This is a genomic window from Limnobacter sp. SAORIC-690 (assembly GCF_002954425.1).
In the GTDB taxonomy this organism is placed as follows: domain Bacteria; phylum Pseudomonadota; class Gammaproteobacteria; order Burkholderiales; family Burkholderiaceae_B; genus Limnobacter; species Limnobacter profundi.
In genome coordinates, this window is sequence record NZ_MQVZ01000001.1 from 1,375,982 (window position 1) to 1,388,651 (window position 12,670).

The 12,670-nt window shown below is 50.2% G+C and carries 27 protein-coding genes; all 27 read left to right on the top strand.

The window, feature by feature from the left end; all coding sequences use genetic code 11:
- The first annotated feature begins 97 nt into the window (after positions 1–97).
- Entirely contained in the window at positions 98–409 is a 312-nt protein-coding gene (gene rpsJ / locus BSZ31_RS06490; RefSeq protein WP_008253393.1) for a 30S ribosomal protein S10, read from the top strand.
- A 99-nt stretch (positions 410–508) separates the two neighbouring features.
- Entirely contained in the window at positions 509–1,153 is a 645-nt protein-coding gene (rplC, locus tag BSZ31_RS06495) for a 50S ribosomal protein L3 (RefSeq protein ID WP_105028064.1), read from the top strand.
- 10 nt (positions 1,154–1,163) lie between these two features.
- The gene (gene rplD / locus BSZ31_RS06500; RefSeq protein ID WP_008253364.1) at positions 1,164–1,784 is read left to right on the top strand and encodes a 50S ribosomal protein L4; all 621 of its coding nucleotides are present in this window, start codon (positions 1,164–1,166) and stop codon (positions 1,782–1,784) included.
- On the top strand, positions 1,781–2,077 hold the full coding sequence (gene rplW, locus BSZ31_RS06505; protein ID WP_008253367.1) for a 50S ribosomal protein L23: 297 nt from the start codon (positions 1,781–1,783) through the stop codon (positions 2,075–2,077). The genes rplD and rplW overlap by 4 nt, the downstream gene beginning before the upstream one ends.
- A 1-nt stretch (position 2,078) precedes the next feature.
- Entirely contained in the window at positions 2,079–2,906 is an 828-nt protein-coding gene (rplB, locus tag BSZ31_RS06510; protein ID WP_105028065.1) for a 50S ribosomal protein L2, read from the top strand.
- 15 nt (positions 2,907–2,921) lie between these two features.
- Positions 2,922–3,197: a 30S ribosomal protein S19 gene (gene rpsS, locus BSZ31_RS06515; RefSeq protein WP_105028066.1), complete on the top strand. Its 276-nt coding sequence runs from the start codon at positions 2,922–2,924 to the stop codon at positions 3,195–3,197.
- 10 nt (positions 3,198–3,207) lie between these two features.
- On the top strand, positions 3,208–3,537 hold the full coding sequence (gene rplV / locus BSZ31_RS06520; protein ID WP_105028067.1) for a 50S ribosomal protein L22: 330 nt from the start codon (positions 3,208–3,210) through the stop codon (positions 3,535–3,537).
- Positions 3,538–3,546: 9 nt separating this feature from the next.
- The gene (gene rpsC, locus BSZ31_RS06525) at positions 3,547–4,353 is read left to right on the top strand and encodes a 30S ribosomal protein S3 (protein WP_105028068.1); all 807 of its coding nucleotides are present in this window, start codon (positions 3,547–3,549) and stop codon (positions 4,351–4,353) included.
- A gap of 14 nt (positions 4,354–4,367) precedes the next feature.
- Positions 4,368–4,784, top strand: coding sequence for a 50S ribosomal protein L16 (gene rplP / locus BSZ31_RS06530; RefSeq protein ID WP_008253343.1), 417 nt, complete (start codon positions 4,368–4,370; stop codon positions 4,782–4,784).
- Between the two features lie 3 nt (positions 4,785–4,787).
- Positions 4,788–4,982: a 50S ribosomal protein L29 gene (rpmC, locus tag BSZ31_RS06535; RefSeq protein ID WP_008253344.1), complete on the top strand. Its 195-nt coding sequence runs from the start codon at positions 4,788–4,790 to the stop codon at positions 4,980–4,982.
- A complete protein-coding gene (rpsQ, locus tag BSZ31_RS06540) occupies positions 4,979–5,251 on the top strand; it encodes a 30S ribosomal protein S17 (protein ID WP_008253346.1) in 273 nt (90 codons plus the stop codon). The genes rpmC and rpsQ overlap by 4 nt, the downstream gene beginning before the upstream one ends.
- A gap of 108 nt (positions 5,252–5,359) precedes the next feature.
- Entirely contained in the window at positions 5,360–5,728 is a 369-nt protein-coding gene (rplN, locus tag BSZ31_RS06545) for a 50S ribosomal protein L14 (protein WP_008253348.1), read from the top strand.
- Positions 5,729–5,735: 7 nt separating this feature from the next.
- Positions 5,736–6,050, top strand: coding sequence for a 50S ribosomal protein L24 (rplX, locus tag BSZ31_RS06550; protein ID WP_105028069.1), 315 nt, complete (start codon positions 5,736–5,738; stop codon positions 6,048–6,050).
- Between the two features lie 10 nt (positions 6,051–6,060).
- Positions 6,061–6,600, top strand: coding sequence for a 50S ribosomal protein L5 (gene rplE, locus BSZ31_RS06555; protein WP_105028070.1), 540 nt, complete (start codon positions 6,061–6,063; stop codon positions 6,598–6,600).
- A gap of 8 nt (positions 6,601–6,608) precedes the next feature.
- A complete protein-coding gene (gene rpsN, locus BSZ31_RS06560; protein ID WP_105028071.1) occupies positions 6,609–6,914 on the top strand; it encodes a 30S ribosomal protein S14 in 306 nt (101 codons plus the stop codon).
- A gap of 12 nt (positions 6,915–6,926) precedes the next feature.
- Complete coding sequence (gene rpsH / locus BSZ31_RS06565; RefSeq protein ID WP_008249408.1) at positions 6,927–7,322, top strand: 30S ribosomal protein S8; 396 nt, start codon at positions 6,927–6,929, stop codon at positions 7,320–7,322.
- A gap of 12 nt (positions 7,323–7,334) precedes the next feature.
- Complete coding sequence (gene rplF, locus BSZ31_RS06570) at positions 7,335–7,868, top strand: 50S ribosomal protein L6 (RefSeq protein ID WP_105028072.1); 534 nt, start codon at positions 7,335–7,337, stop codon at positions 7,866–7,868.
- Positions 7,869–7,886: 18 nt separating this feature from the next.
- A complete protein-coding gene (rplR, locus tag BSZ31_RS06575; protein WP_105028073.1) occupies positions 7,887–8,249 on the top strand; it encodes a 50S ribosomal protein L18 in 363 nt (120 codons plus the stop codon).
- Positions 8,250–8,258: 9 nt separating this feature from the next.
- Positions 8,259–8,783: a 30S ribosomal protein S5 gene (gene rpsE / locus BSZ31_RS06580; RefSeq protein ID WP_008249411.1), complete on the top strand. Its 525-nt coding sequence runs from the start codon at positions 8,259–8,261 to the stop codon at positions 8,781–8,783.
- Between the two features lie 2 nt (positions 8,784–8,785).
- A complete protein-coding gene (rpmD, locus tag BSZ31_RS06585; RefSeq protein ID WP_008249412.1) occupies positions 8,786–8,968 on the top strand; it encodes a 50S ribosomal protein L30 in 183 nt (60 codons plus the stop codon).
- On the top strand, positions 8,968–9,402 hold the full coding sequence (rplO, locus tag BSZ31_RS06590) for a 50S ribosomal protein L15 (protein ID WP_105028074.1): 435 nt from the start codon (positions 8,968–8,970) through the stop codon (positions 9,400–9,402). The genes rpmD and rplO overlap by 1 nt, the downstream gene beginning before the upstream one ends.
- Positions 9,403–9,413: 11 nt before the next feature.
- Complete coding sequence (gene secY / locus BSZ31_RS06595; protein ID WP_105028075.1) at positions 9,414–10,742, top strand: preprotein translocase subunit SecY; 1,329 nt, start codon at positions 9,414–9,416, stop codon at positions 10,740–10,742.
- Between the two features lie 3 nt (positions 10,743–10,745).
- Positions 10,746–10,964 carry a translation initiation factor IF-1 gene (gene infA / locus BSZ31_RS06600; protein ID WP_008249415.1) on the top strand — a complete coding sequence of 73 codons (219 nt, stop codon included), beginning with the start codon at positions 10,746–10,748 and terminating at the stop codon, positions 10,962–10,964.
- A gap of 24 nt (positions 10,965–10,988) precedes the next feature.
- Complete coding sequence (gene rpmJ, locus BSZ31_RS06605) at positions 10,989–11,102, top strand: 50S ribosomal protein L36 (RefSeq protein ID WP_008249416.1); 114 nt, start codon at positions 10,989–10,991, stop codon at positions 11,100–11,102.
- A 15-nt stretch (positions 11,103–11,117) separates the two neighbouring features.
- Positions 11,118–11,483: a 30S ribosomal protein S13 gene (gene rpsM, locus BSZ31_RS06610; protein WP_008249417.1), complete on the top strand. Its 366-nt coding sequence runs from the start codon at positions 11,118–11,120 to the stop codon at positions 11,481–11,483.
- A 27-nt stretch (positions 11,484–11,510) separates the two neighbouring features.
- Positions 11,511–11,906 carry a 30S ribosomal protein S11 gene (gene rpsK / locus BSZ31_RS06615; RefSeq protein WP_008249418.1) on the top strand — a complete coding sequence of 132 codons (396 nt, stop codon included), beginning with the start codon at positions 11,511–11,513 and terminating at the stop codon, positions 11,904–11,906.
- Between the two features lie 75 nt (positions 11,907–11,981).
- Positions 11,982–12,605 carry a 30S ribosomal protein S4 gene (rpsD, locus tag BSZ31_RS06620; RefSeq protein ID WP_105028076.1) on the top strand — a complete coding sequence of 208 codons (624 nt, stop codon included), beginning with the start codon at positions 11,982–11,984 and terminating at the stop codon, positions 12,603–12,605.
- The last annotated feature ends 65 nt before the right edge of the window (positions 12,606–12,670 follow it).

Below are 12,670 nucleotides of genomic sequence, written 5' to 3' on the forward strand. Positions count from 1 at the left end.
CTTGGAATGAGCCCGCATCAATCGTTTGATGCGGGTAATTTTGAGGTGAGCCAAAAGTTAAGTTTGGTCACACTCTTTCAGCTCTTTAGGAACAAACATGAATAATCAAAAAATTCGTATTCGCTTGAAAGCTTTCGACTACAAGCTGATTGATCAGTCTGCACTCGAAATCGTGGAAACAGCCAAGCGCACAGGCGCCGTGGTGAAAGGTCCGGTTCCGTTGCCTACCCGAATCAAGCGCTTCGACATTCTGCGTTCCCCTCACGTGAACAAGTCTTCACGTGACCAGTTCGAGATCCGCACCCATCAGCGTCTGATGGACATCGTTGACCCTACAGACAAAACTGTAGATGCTTTGATGAAGCTGGATCTGCCTGCTGGCGTAGATGTTGAAATCAAGTTGCAATAAATTTAATTAACGCATATAATCTTCGGCTAACCTTTTCAAAAGGTTAGCTTTAGATAGAATTTAATCATTCGGCCAATCGTAGCCGAAATTGGAGAAATCATGAGTCTAGGCCTTATTGGTCGCAAGATCGGCATGATGCGCATCTTTACAGACGCGGGTGTTTCAATTCCCGTGACTGTTGTTGATGTGTCTTCTAACCGTGTTGCGCAGCTCAAAACACTCGAACAAGATGGCTACACAGCCGTTCAGTTGGCCTACGGGTCCAAGCGAGCCTCCCGCGTTGTCAAGGCGCAGGCTGGTCATTTTGCAGCAGCTTCTATCGAAGCCGCTTCCTCCCTTGTTGAATTTCGCGTTGACACGGCCAAGCTTGCTGAATTGCAGGTTGGTGCTGCCGTTTCAGCAGAAATTTTTGCGCCTGGTCAAAAAGTTGACGTCAGTGGTGTAACGCAGGGTAAAGGTTTCAGCGGTGCCATCAAGCGTCACCACTTTAGTTCGCAGCGCGCGTCCCACGGTAACTCGATCTCCCACAATGCGCCTGGTTCAATCGGTATGGCCCAGGATCCAGGTCGAGTCTTCCCTGGTAAGCGTATGGCAGGTCAATTGGGTAACGTAAATCGAACCACCCAGAATCTGGAAGTGGTTCGTGTTGACGCCGAGCGTGGTTTGCTTTTGATCAAGGGCGCTGTGCCCGGATCAAAGGGTGGCCAATTGTTGGTTAAGCCAGCTGTCAAGGCAAAGGCGTAAGGGGAACCAGATGGAATTGAAAGTCATTAGTGATTCTGGGCAGGCCTCTCAAACTGTTCAGGTTTCCGATGTTGTGTTTGGCCGTGAATACAACGAGCCGCTGATTCATCAGTTGGTTGTTGCGTACCAGGCCAACGCACGTCAGGGTACACGTCAACAAAAAGATCGTTCTGAAGTTCGTGCCTCAACGCGCAAGCCTTGGAAGCAGAAAGGTACTGGCCGTGCGCGTGCTGGTGCAGTCTCTAGCCCCTTGTGGCGCGGAGGCGGTAAAACCTTCCCGAACTCTCCCGATGAGAATTTTACGCAGAAGCTGAACAAGAAAATGTTCCGCGCGGGCGTTTGCTCCATCCTGTCTCAATTGAGTCGCGAAGGTCGTCTGGTTGTGGTTGAGTCCTTGGACTTGGAAGCACCAAAGACAAAGCTGCTTGATCAAAAATTGAAAGGCATGGGTCTCGATTCAGTCCTGATGATTGTTGATTCAGTGGACGAAAACTTGTACCTGGCATCCAGAAACCTGCCCAATGTGGCAGTGGTCGAGCCACGCTACGCCGACCCTCTTTCCTTGATTTATTTCAAGAAAGTGGTTGCGACTCGTGCTGCAATCGACAAACTGCAGGAGATGTACGCATGAACACCCAGCGTTTAATGAAAATTTTGTTGGCACCCATCGTCTCTGAAAAGAGCACCATGCTGGCCGACAAGCATGAGCAAATTGCTTTTAAGGTCTGCACCACTGCGACCAAACACGAGATCAAGGCTGCTGTAGAGCTGCTGTTCAAGGTTGAGGTTGAGGCTGTGCGTGTAGTCAACATTGCTGGCAAGCAGAAGCGTTTTGGCCGCACCATGGGGCGCCGTTCCGATGTGCGCAAAGCCTATGTTGCACTGAAAGCTGGTCAGGAAATTAATTTCTCGGAGGCTGCGTAACATGCCATTAGTTAAATTAAAGCCAACATCACCCGGCCGTCGTGCCATGGTGAAAGTGGTTCATCCGCATTTGCACAAGGGTGAGCCTTACGCACCGCTTCTGGAAAAGAAATCCAAGACTGCAGGTCGTAACAACAATGGTCGCATTACTACCCGTCACATGGGCGGTGGTCACAAGCAGCACTACCGCATGGTTGACTTCAAACGCAACAAAGACGGCGTGCCAGCGAAAGTGGAAACGATTGAGTACGATCCAAACCGTACGGCCCACATTGCCTTGATCTGCTATGCAGATGGTGAGCGCGCATACATTATTGCACCCCGTGGTTTGCAGTTGGGTCAAACCGTTGTGAATGGCTCCGAGGCGCCAATCAAGATCGGTAATACTTTGCCAATTCGCAACATTCCCGTGGGTACAACAGTGCACTGTGTAGAAATGCTGCCAGGCAAGGGTGCTCAAATTGCACGTTCAGCCGGTGGCTCAGCCATGTTGCTGGCCCGTGACGGCACCTACGCCCAAATGCGTTTGCGCTCTGGTGAAATCCGTCGTGTTCACATCGAATGCCGCGCCACTATTGGTGAAGTGAGCAACGAAGAGAACAGTTTGAAGAAGGTGGGTAAGGCTGGTGCAACACGCTGGAAGGGTATTCGCCCAACTGTGCGTGGTACCGCGATGAACCCGGTAGATCACCCGCACGGTGGTGGTGAAGGTAAGACCGGCGAAGGTCGTGTGCCTGTGAGCCCGTGGGGTCAGCCAGCCAAAGGCTACCGCACTCGCAACAACAAGCGTACCAATTCGATGATTGTTCAGCGTCGTCACAAGCGTTAAGTGGGGTAAACAGATATGTCTCGTTCATTAAAAAAAGGTCCTTTCTGCGACGCCCACTTGATCAAAAAAGTAGAGGCTGCTGCAGCATCCAAGGACAAGCGTCCAATTAAAACCTGGTCACGTCGCTCGACTGTACTCCCTGAGTTCATCGGTCTGACAATCGCTGTTCACAATGGCAAGCAACATGTGCCTGTGTACATCAACGAAAACATGGTTGGTCACAAACTCGGTGAATTTGCGTTGACACGCACTTTCAAGGGGCACGCGGCTGACAAGAAGGCCAAGCGATAAGGGGTAAGAAATGGAAACTCGTGCAATTTTGAAGGGTGTTCGCTTGTCTCCTCAGCGTGGCCGCATGGTCGCTGATTTGATTCGCGGTAAAAAGGTTGATCAAGCCTTGAGCATTCTTGCTTTCTCTCCGCAGAAGGCGGCATTGATTGTGAAAAAAGTGTTGGAAAGTGCAATCGCCAACGCCGAGCACAATGATGGTGCTGATGTTGATGAATTGAAAGTAAAAACCATTTACGTGGAAGAGGGTCCTGTGTTGAAGCGCTTTACAGCGCGAGCCAAGGGCCGTGGCAATCGTATCACTAAGAAGACCAGTCACATTTATGTGACGGTTGGAAACTAAGGGGGTTACATGGGTCAGAAGATTAACCCTACGGGCTTTCGCCTCGCGGTATCACGCAACTGGGCTTCTCGCTGGTACGCATCGAATCGTGATTTCTCCAAGATGCTTCTTGAAGACATTCAGGTTCGTGATTTCCTGAAGAAGAAGTTGAAAAATGCGTCAGTTGGTCGGGTGCTGATTGAACGTCCAGCCAAGAATGCTCGCGTGACAATTTACTCAGCTCGTCCAGGCGTGGTGATTGGCAAGAAAGGTGAAGACATTGAGTTGTTGAAAGCCAGCTTGCAAAAATTGGTTGGTGTGCCAGTTCATGTGAACATCGAAGAAGTTCGCAAGCCTGAAATTGACGCGCAATTGATCGCCGACGGAATTTCCCAGCAGCTCGAGCGTCGCATTATGTTCCGCCGTGCCATGAAGCGCGCGATGCAAAACGCAATGCGCATGGGTGCCCAAGGTATCAAGATCATGTCCTCGGGTCGTTTGAATGGCATCGAAATTGCCCGTACCGAGTGGTACCGTGAAGGTCGTGTGCCTTTGCACACACTGCGTGCAGACATTGATTACGCCACAAGTGAAGCCGCTACCACCTACGGCATCATCGGCATCAAGGTTTGGGTGTACAAGGGTGACACATTGGGTCGTGGCGATGTGGCCGCAGCACCAGTTGAGGCAGAAAAGGAAGAGCGTCGTCCGCGTCGTCCCTCCACTCGTCCAGCCGGAGCCGGTGCACGCAAAGCGCGTAAACCCGAAGGTGCTAGCGCAGCAGCTAGTGGTTCAAACAAAGAGGAAGGCGCTGCCAGCACTTCCTCAGAACAGTAATCTAGGAGCGCATGATGTTACAGCCATCACGTCGCAAATATAGAAAAGAACACAAAGGCCGTAATACCGGTCTGGCCACGCGTGGCGCAAGTGTTTCTTTTGGTGTTTACGGTCTGAAGTCCACTGGCCGCGGTCGCTTGACTGCACGCCAGATCGAGTCAGCTCGTCGAGCCATGGTTCGCCACATCAAACGTGGCGGTAAGATTTGGATTCGCGTGTTTCCGGACAAGCCAATTACCAACAAGCCTGCGGAAGTTCGTATGGGTAACGGTAAGGGTAGCGTTGAGTTTTATGTGGCTGAGATTCAGCCTGGTAAGGTGCTCTACGAGATGGACGGTGTGAGTGAAGAGTTGGCGCGTGAGGCGTTCCGCCTGGCAGCTGCCAAGTTGCCTCTTCCTTGTGTGTTCGTAACACGTCAGATTGGGAGTTAAGCAATGAAAGCTTCTGAATTGCGCGGCAAAAGCGCTGCAGAATTGACGAAAGAGTTGGAAGAGTTGTTGCGCGCGCAGTTTTCTCTGCGTATGCAGGCTGCTACGCAGCAGCTGACCAACAACTCCCAGTTGGCAAAAGTACGTAAAGACATCGCACGTGTAAAAACGGTGATGACTCAATCGAAGAGGTCCGCATGAGCACCGAAGCGAAAGTAAGTTTGAAGCGTACCCTGGTGGGTCGCGTTGTAAGTGACAAGATGACCAAATCGGTGGTTGTGATGGTTGAAAACCGAATCAAGCATCCGATTTATGGCAAGTACATCGTTAAGTCTCACAAGTACACTGCCCACGACGAAAGTAATGAAGTGGGTGAGGGTGACCTGGTTGAGATCTGCGAAGGTCGTCCAATTTCCAAGACAAAATCTTGGAGTGTGACCAAAGTGTTGGAGAAAGCGAAAATCATCTGATTTTTGTCTTGCTCAAGTAATTCAAGCCTGCTAATATAGCAGGCTATCTTTTCAACCCTTGCGGGACCAAAACTGGTTGCGAAAGCAATTAAGTTGGTTTGACAATCCATGATACAAATGCAATCACGGCTAGATGTGGCCGACAACACGGGTGCGCGTTCTGTAATGTGCATCAAGGTTCTTGGTGGTTCCAAGCGCCGTTACGCGGGCATTGGTGACATCATCAAGGTGTCCATTAAAGATGCGGCCCCACGCGGTCGTGTCAAGAAAGGCGAAATTTACAACGCGGTGGTCGTTCGTACGGCCAAGGGCGTTCGTCGCCCAGATGGTGCGTTGATTAAATTCGACAGCAACGCAGCGGTTTTGTTGAATGCAAAACTTGAACCCATCGGTACCCGTATTTTTGGCCCAGTGACACGTGAGCTTCGTAATGAAAAGTTCATGAAAATCGTGTCGTTGGCACCAGAAGTTCTGTGAGGTAAATATGAACAAAATTCGCAAAGGCGATGAAGTGCTGGTTCTTAACGGCAAGTTCAAGGGAAAGAAAGGCGTTGTGCTTTCCCGTGTGAACGATGAGTACCTCTTGGTAGAGGGTGTCAACATCGTTAAGAAGCATCAAAAGCCAAATCCTATGAAGGGAGATGTTGGTGGTGTTGTCGACAAAACAATGCCTATCCACCAGTCCAATGTCAGCTTGTTTGACAAAGAGACAGGTAAGCCATCTCGTGTAGCCATCAAGGAAGTTGATGGAAAGTCCGTGCGAGTCCTGGTGAAAACCGGCGCTCAGTTGGCAAACTAAGGGGGCCGTCGTGTCACGTTTTCAAGAGTTTTATAGAAACGAAGTGGTTGGTCAATTGACCAAGCAGTTTGGTTACAAGTCGGTGATGGAAGTGCCTCGCATTACCAAAATTACCCTGAATATGGGTGTGGGTGAGGCTGTCAATGACAAAAAGATCATTGAGCACGCTGTTGGTGATTTGACTAAAATCGCTGGCCAGAAGCCGGTGGTGACGAAAGCCAAAAAGGCGATTGCCGGTTTCAAGATTCGCGAAGGTTATCCAGTAGGTTGTATGGTAACTCTGCGCGGAGACCGCATGTATGAATTCCTGGATCGTTTGGTAACGATCGCGTTTCCTCGTGTGCGCGACTTCCGTGGGGTGTCTGGCAAATCTTTTGATGGCCGTGGCAACTACAACATTGGTATCAAAGAACAGATTATTTTCCCTGAGATTGAGTACGACAAAATCGACGCACTTCGGGGTCTCAACATCAGCGTAACTACGACAGCGCGTACCAACGATGAAGCCAAGGCTTTGTTAACCGCTTTCAAGTTCCCGTTCCGTAACTGAGGTGTGACGTGGCAAAACTAGCTTTGATTAATCGTGAGAAAAAGCGCGCAGCACTGGTCAAGAAGTACTCGGCCAAGCGTGAGGCTTTGAACAAGATTGTAAAAGATCAGTCGGTCAGTGAAGCAGACCGTTATGAGGCACGTCTTAAGTTGCAGGCGCTGCCAAGAAATGCGAACCCAACTCGTCAGCGCAATCGCTGCGAATTGACTGGTCGTCCCCGCGGCACATTCCGTTTGTTCGGTCTGGCCCGTAACAAGATCCGTGAAATTGCCATGCGTGGTGAGATTCCTGGAATCACTAAGGCAAGTTGGTAAGGGGTTCTAATTATGAGTATGAGTGATCCAATCGCCGACATGTTGACCCGCATTCGCAATGCTCAGGGTGTTGACAAGGTTTCGGTTGAGATGCCTTCCTCAAAAGTGAAGGTAGCTATTGCGCAAGTTTTGAAAGACGAAGGCTACATTGAGAGCTTCTCAATTGTGGGTGAGTCCGCAAAACCTGTATTGAAAATTGAGTTGAAGTACTACGCTGGTCGCCCAGTGATCGAAAAGATCGAGCGCGTTTCCAAGCCCGGTTTGCGTATTTACAAAGGCAAAGACGCTATTCCTGAGGTGATGAACGGCTTGGGTGTGGCAATTGTTTCAACTTCCAAAGGCGTGATGACTGATCGCAAGGCCCGTACCACTGGTATTGGCGGCGAAGTTATCTGCTACGTGGCTTAAAGGGGTAATGAAATGTCAAGAGTAGCGAAAGCTCCCATTTCCGTGCCTTCAAGCGTGCAGGTTACCGTGAATGGCCAGGTTGTTTCAGTGAAGGGCGGTAGCGCCGAATTGAAGCTGAATGTGAATTCATTGGTTATGCCAGTGTTCGAGAACGGCATTCTGTCCGTGAAGCCAGTTGTAGATACGACTGATGCAAACGCGCAGGCTGGCACGGCCCGCGCATTGTTGGCCAACATGGTTAATGGTGTGAGCAAGGGTTTCGAGCGCAAGCTGCAATTGGTGGGTGTGGGTTATAAAGCCGCGGTTCAGGGTGATTCGATCAACCTGGCACTGGGTTTTTCTCACCCTGTCATTCACAAATTGCCAGCAGGCGTGAAGGCTGAGACGCCAACACCCACAGAGATCGTCTTAAAGGGTGCCGACAAACAAGTGATTGGTCAAACTGCCGCTGAGATTCGCGCGTATCGTCCACCAGAGCCCTACAAAGGCAAGGGTGTGCGTTATTCGGATGAGCGTGTGGTTATCAAAGAGACCAAGAAGAAATAAGGCGCCAAGAGGTAAATCATGGAAACTAAACAAGAAGCACGTGCCCGTCGTGCAAAACAAACCAGACGTCGTATCGCGCTTGCTCGTGCAACCCGTCTGTGTGTGTTCCGTACCAACTCCCACATTTACGCTGCAGTTCATTCTGCAGATGGTGGTCAGGTGTTGGCCGCTGCGTCTACCAATGACAAAGAGTTGCGTGCTCAGCTGGAAGGTAAGTCCGGTTCGAACAAGGCTGCTGCAGCATTGGTTGGAGCTGCGATTGCTAAGCGCGCCTTGGCGGCCGGTATCAGCGAAGTTGCTTTTGACCGTTCAGGCTTTGCCTATCATGGTCGCGTTAAAGAACTGGCTGACGCTGCGCGTGAAGCTGGCTTGAAATTCTAAGGAGTGATCATGGCAAGAATGCAAGGTAAAAATGCCGCGCCTGAAGCGCGTGATGACGGCCTGAAGGAAAAAATGATCGCGGTTAACCGCGTGACCAAGGTTGTTAAGGGTGGCCGTATCCTGGGCTTCGCAGCATTGACCGTAGTAGGTGATGGTGACGGTAGCGTGGGTATGGGCAAAGGCAAATCCCGTGAAGTGCCCGTGGCGGTTCAAAAGGCCATGGAACAGGCTCGTCGCCAGATGGAAAAGGTATCGCTGCGCGATGGCTCCATTCATCACATTGTGTACGGTCAGCACGGTGCCTCTAAGGTGTTCCTGGCTCCAGCGCAAGAAGGTACCGGCATTATCGCGGGCGGCCCTATGCGCGCCGTTCTGGAAGTTGTGGGTGTTCGCAATATCGTGGCCAAGAGCCATGGTTCCTCGAATCCTTACAATCTGGTTCGCGCAACTTTGGATGCTTTGGGCAAGTTGCAAACCCCAGCTGAGATCGCCGCAAAGCGTGGCTTGTCAGTTGAAAAGTTATTTGAGGCTTAATCATGAGCGGATCTGTAAAAGTTACGTTGGTTAAGAGCATTATCGGAACCAAAGAAACTCATCGTGCAACTGTGCGCGGTTTGGGTCTGCGTCGTATGAACCATAGCCGAGTGCTGGTTGATACACCCGAAGTGCGTGGAATGATTAACAAGGTGTCCTACCTGTTGAAAGTTGAGGCTGCATAATGGAACTGAATACACTTGCACCTGCACCAGGCAGTAAGTTCAACCGCAAGCGCGTGGGTCGTGGTATTGGCTCCGGCTGGGGTAAAACTGCTGGCCGTGGTCACAAGGGTCAAAAGTCGCGCAGCGGCGGTTTTCATAAAGTCGGTTTTGAAGGCGGTCAAATGCCTATGCACCGTCGTTTGCCCAAGCGTGGTTTTTCATCCCGCACTGCCGCTTTCAATGCCCAGATCCGTTTGACCGATCTGGACACATTGGCTGTGGATACCATTGATATTCTGACTTTGAAGCAGGCTGGCCTGGTCCCGGCTCAAACTTTGTCAGTGAAGGTAATTCTGGCTGGTGAGATCAAGCGTGCTGTGGCATTGAACGGCATTAAGGCAACGAAAGGCGCAGCAGAGGCCATCTCGGCAGCTGGCGGCACCATTAACGCTTAAGAGAGCATCGCGTGGCCTTTAATCCATCTACATTGGCGTCATCCAACAAATTCGCTGACCTGCGCAAGCGCTTGGTGTTTTTGTTGCTGGCTCTGATTGTGTATCGTATTGGCGCACACATTCCGGTACCTGGAATCGATCCTACCCAGCTGAAGCAGTTGTTTGATAGCCAGCAAGGCGGCATCTTGGGCATGTTCAACATGTTCTCGGGCGGGGCACTTTCCCGCTTTACCGTTTTTGCCTTGGGTATCATGCCTTACATTTCTGCGTCGATTGTGATGCAGTTGGCCAGCGTGGTAGTTCCTCAGTTAGAGGCTTTGAAGAAGGAAGGTGAGGCCGGTCGTCGCAAGATTACCCAATATACCCGCTACGGCACCTTCTTTCTGGCCACTTTTCAGGCGATTGGCATTTCGATCGCTCTTGAGTCTCAGGCTGGTTTGGTAATTGATCCGGGCATGGCGTTTCGTTTTACCACTGCTGTTTCTTTGGTCACCGGAACCATGTTCTTGATGTGGTTGGGTGAGCAGATTACAGAACGTGGTTTGGGCAACGGTATCTCTATTTTGATCTTTGCCGGTATTGCGGCTGGGTTGCCGGGGGCGATTGGTGGTTTGTTTGAACTGGTCAGAACCGGCGCGATGAATTCTTTGATTGCGCTGATGATCGTTGTTCTCGCGGTGGCGGTGACTTACTTGGTTGTGTTTGTTGAACGCGGCCAACGCAAGATTACTGTGAATTATGCCAAGAGACAGGTCGGTAACAAAATTTATCAGGGTCAAACCTCGCATTTGCCATTGAAACTAAATATGGCGGGTGTGATTCCACCAATTTTTGCGTCTAGCATTATTTTGCTTCCCGCAACTTTGACGAGCTGGTTTGGTACTGGGGATGGTGCAGTGGTTGGGTTTTTGAAAGAAGTCTCTCAGACGCTTTCTCCTGGTCACCCTCTGTACATGTTGTTATACGCTGCTGCAATTGTCTTTTTCTGTTTCTTTTACACCGCCTTGGTGTTTAACAGCAGAGAGACTGCTGACAACTTGAAGAAAAGCGGTGCATTTTTGCCTGGAATTCGCCCTGGTGAGCAAACGTCACGATACATCGACAAGGTGTTGACACGTCTGACACTGATTGGTGCGGCTTACATCACCCTGGTGTGTTTGCTGCCTGAGTTTCTGGTTTTGGGATTGAGTGTTCCGTTCTATTTTGGCGGTACATCTCTGTTGATTATTGTAGTGGTTGCGATGGATTTCATGGCGCAGGTTCAGGCCTACGTGATGTCCCAGCAATACGACAGCCTGTTGAAGAAATCAAGCTTCAAGGGTTCTGGATTAACGAGGTAGTGATTGTCTAAAGACGACGTTATCCAAATGCAGGGAGAGGTAGTAGAAAACCTCCCTAACGCCACTTTTCGAGTGAAATTGGAAAATGGTCACGTGGTGCTTGGTCACATATCAGGCAAGATGCGGATGAACTATATCCGGATTCTTCCTGGTGACAAGGTGACGGTTGAGTTGACGCCGTACGACTTGTCCAGAGCACGAATTGTTTTTCGAGCCAAATGAATTGGTTCTTTTTGGAGTTTCGCCATGAAAGTTCAGGCATCTGTAAAAAAGATTTGTAGAAAATGCAAAGTGATCAAGCGCAAAGGCGTTGTTCGCGTGATTTGTTCTGAGCCGCGCCACAAGCAGCGTCAAGGTTAATAAAAGGGGATTTAAATGGCTCGTATTGCCGGCATTAACATTCCAAGCCACCAGCATACCGTTATCGGTCTGACTGCTATTTTCGGCATTGGTCGTTCCACCGCCAAGAAAATTTGTGCAGTGACCTCAATTCCTGAGTCCAAGAAGGTTAAAGACCTCGACGACGCGGATTTGGAAAAGCTGCGTGACGAAGTGGGCAAGTACCTGACTGAAGGTGATCTGCGCCGTGAAGTAACCATGAACATCAAGCGTTTGATGGATTTGGGTTGCTATCGTGGTTTCCGTCACCGCAAGGGTCTGCCTGTACGTGGTCAGCGTACTCGCACAAACTCTCGCACTCGCAAGGGTCCGAAGCGTGCTGGTATCGCACTGAAGAAATAATCAGGTAATCATAGGAAGGTTAGCCAAATGGCCAAAGGAACAGCGAATAACCGCGCACGCAAAAAAGTCAAAAAGAATATTTCTGACGGTATTGCGCACGTACACGCCTCATTCAACAACACCATCATCACGATCACAGATCGTCAGGGCAATGCCTTGGCTTGGTCTACATCGGGTGCGCAGGGCTTCAAGGGTTCACGCAAGTCGACTCCTTTTGCTGCTCAGGTGGCTGCTGAAGTTGCAGGCAAGGCCGCGCAAGAATGCGGTATCAAGACAGTTGAAGTACTTATCAAAGGACCTGGCCCAGGCCGTGAGTCTAGCGTACGTGCTTTGAATGCATTGGGTATCAAAGTGACCAGTATTTCTGACATCACTCCGATCCCGCACAACGGATGTCGTCCTCCCAAGCGTCGTCGCATCTAATTTTTTAAGACCATTGTTCGTCAGATCGTTTGGCGGACTGAAGCGAGTCAAATCGCGTAATGAAAGAGGTTTCAAGTGGCTAGATATACAGGTCCAAAGTGTAAGTTGTCACGTCGTGAAGGCACAGACTTAAGTCTGAAAAGCGCACGCCGTAGTCTCGATTCCAAGTGCAAACTGGATTCAAAGCCAGGTCAGCATGGTCGCACCTCAGGTGCTCGTACCTCTGACTACGGCCAACAATTGCGTGAAAAGCAAAAAGTGAAGCGCATGTATGGCGTGCTGGAAAAGCAGTTCCGTCGCTACTTTGCTGAAGCATCACGCCGCAAAGGCAACACCGGTGAAACCTTGTTGCAACTGTTGGAATCCCGTCTGGACAATGTGGTTTATCGCATGGGTTTTGGCTCGACACGCGCCGAAGCACGTCAGCTGGTCAGCCACAAGGCAATTTTGGTGAATGGTAAAGCCGTTAACATTCCTTCCTATTCTGTGAAGTTGAATGACGTGATTTCCATTCGCGAAAAGTCGAAGACACAGGCACGTATCGTTGAGTCTGTAACTTTGGCTGAACAGATGGGTTTCCCGCTGTGGGTCAATGTGGATGCGAAGAAAATGGAAGGTTCTTTCAAGAGCATTCCTGAGCGCGCTGACCTCTCTCAAGAGATCAACGAAAGCTTGATCGTTGAATTGTACTCACGTTAATTTGATTAACTGATCCCAGGGATCCCCAGCCTTATCGGTGTAACGAGCCGAGGGTATTGAAAAGG

Coding starts and splice junctions, on each gene's coding strand:
- rplB (WP_105028065.1), top strand. CDS start 2,079: ATGCCATTAGTTAAATTAAAGCCAACATCACCCGGCCGTCGTGCCATG.
- rpsQ (WP_008253346.1), top strand. CDS start 4,979: ATGAGCACCGAAGCGAAAGTAAGTTTGAAGCGTACCCTGGTGGGTCGC.
- rplC (WP_105028064.1), top strand. CDS start 509: ATGAGTCTAGGCCTTATTGGTCGCAAGATCGGCATGATGCGCATCTTT.
- rplR (WP_105028073.1), top strand. CDS start 7,887: ATGGAAACTAAACAAGAAGCACGTGCCCGTCGTGCAAAACAAACCAGA.
- rplN (WP_008253348.1), top strand. CDS start 5,360: ATGATACAAATGCAATCACGGCTAGATGTGGCCGACAACACGGGTGCG.
- rpsH (WP_008249408.1), top strand. CDS start 6,927: ATGAGTATGAGTGATCCAATCGCCGACATGTTGACCCGCATTCGCAAT.
- rplW (WP_008253367.1), top strand. CDS start 1,781: ATGAACACCCAGCGTTTAATGAAAATTTTGTTGGCACCCATCGTCTCT.
- rplD (WP_008253364.1), top strand. CDS start 1,164: ATGGAATTGAAAGTCATTAGTGATTCTGGGCAGGCCTCTCAAACTGTT.
- rpsM (WP_008249417.1), top strand. CDS start 11,118: ATGGCTCGTATTGCCGGCATTAACATTCCAAGCCACCAGCATACCGTT.
- rplO (WP_105028074.1), top strand. CDS start 8,968: ATGGAACTGAATACACTTGCACCTGCACCAGGCAGTAAGTTCAACCGC.
- rplX (WP_105028069.1), top strand. CDS start 5,736: ATGAACAAAATTCGCAAAGGCGATGAAGTGCTGGTTCTTAACGGCAAG.
- rpsC (WP_105028068.1), top strand. CDS start 3,547: ATGGGTCAGAAGATTAACCCTACGGGCTTTCGCCTCGCGGTATCACGC.
- rpsE (WP_008249411.1), top strand. CDS start 8,259: ATGGCAAGAATGCAAGGTAAAAATGCCGCGCCTGAAGCGCGTGATGAC.
- rpmD (WP_008249412.1), top strand. CDS start 8,786: ATGAGCGGATCTGTAAAAGTTACGTTGGTTAAGAGCATTATCGGAACC.
- rpsJ (WP_008253393.1), top strand. CDS start 98: ATGAATAATCAAAAAATTCGTATTCGCTTGAAAGCTTTCGACTACAAG.
- rplP (WP_008253343.1), top strand. CDS start 4,368: ATGTTACAGCCATCACGTCGCAAATATAGAAAAGAACACAAAGGCCGT.
- rpmJ (WP_008249416.1), top strand. CDS start 10,989: ATGAAAGTTCAGGCATCTGTAAAAAAGATTTGTAGAAAATGCAAAGTG.
- rpmC (WP_008253344.1), top strand. CDS start 4,788: ATGAAAGCTTCTGAATTGCGCGGCAAAAGCGCTGCAGAATTGACGAAA.
- rpsK (WP_008249418.1), top strand. CDS start 11,511: ATGGCCAAAGGAACAGCGAATAACCGCGCACGCAAAAAAGTCAAAAAG.
- rpsS (WP_105028066.1), top strand. CDS start 2,922: ATGTCTCGTTCATTAAAAAAAGGTCCTTTCTGCGACGCCCACTTGATC.
- rplF (WP_105028072.1), top strand. CDS start 7,335: ATGTCAAGAGTAGCGAAAGCTCCCATTTCCGTGCCTTCAAGCGTGCAG.
- rplV (WP_105028067.1), top strand. CDS start 3,208: ATGGAAACTCGTGCAATTTTGAAGGGTGTTCGCTTGTCTCCTCAGCGT.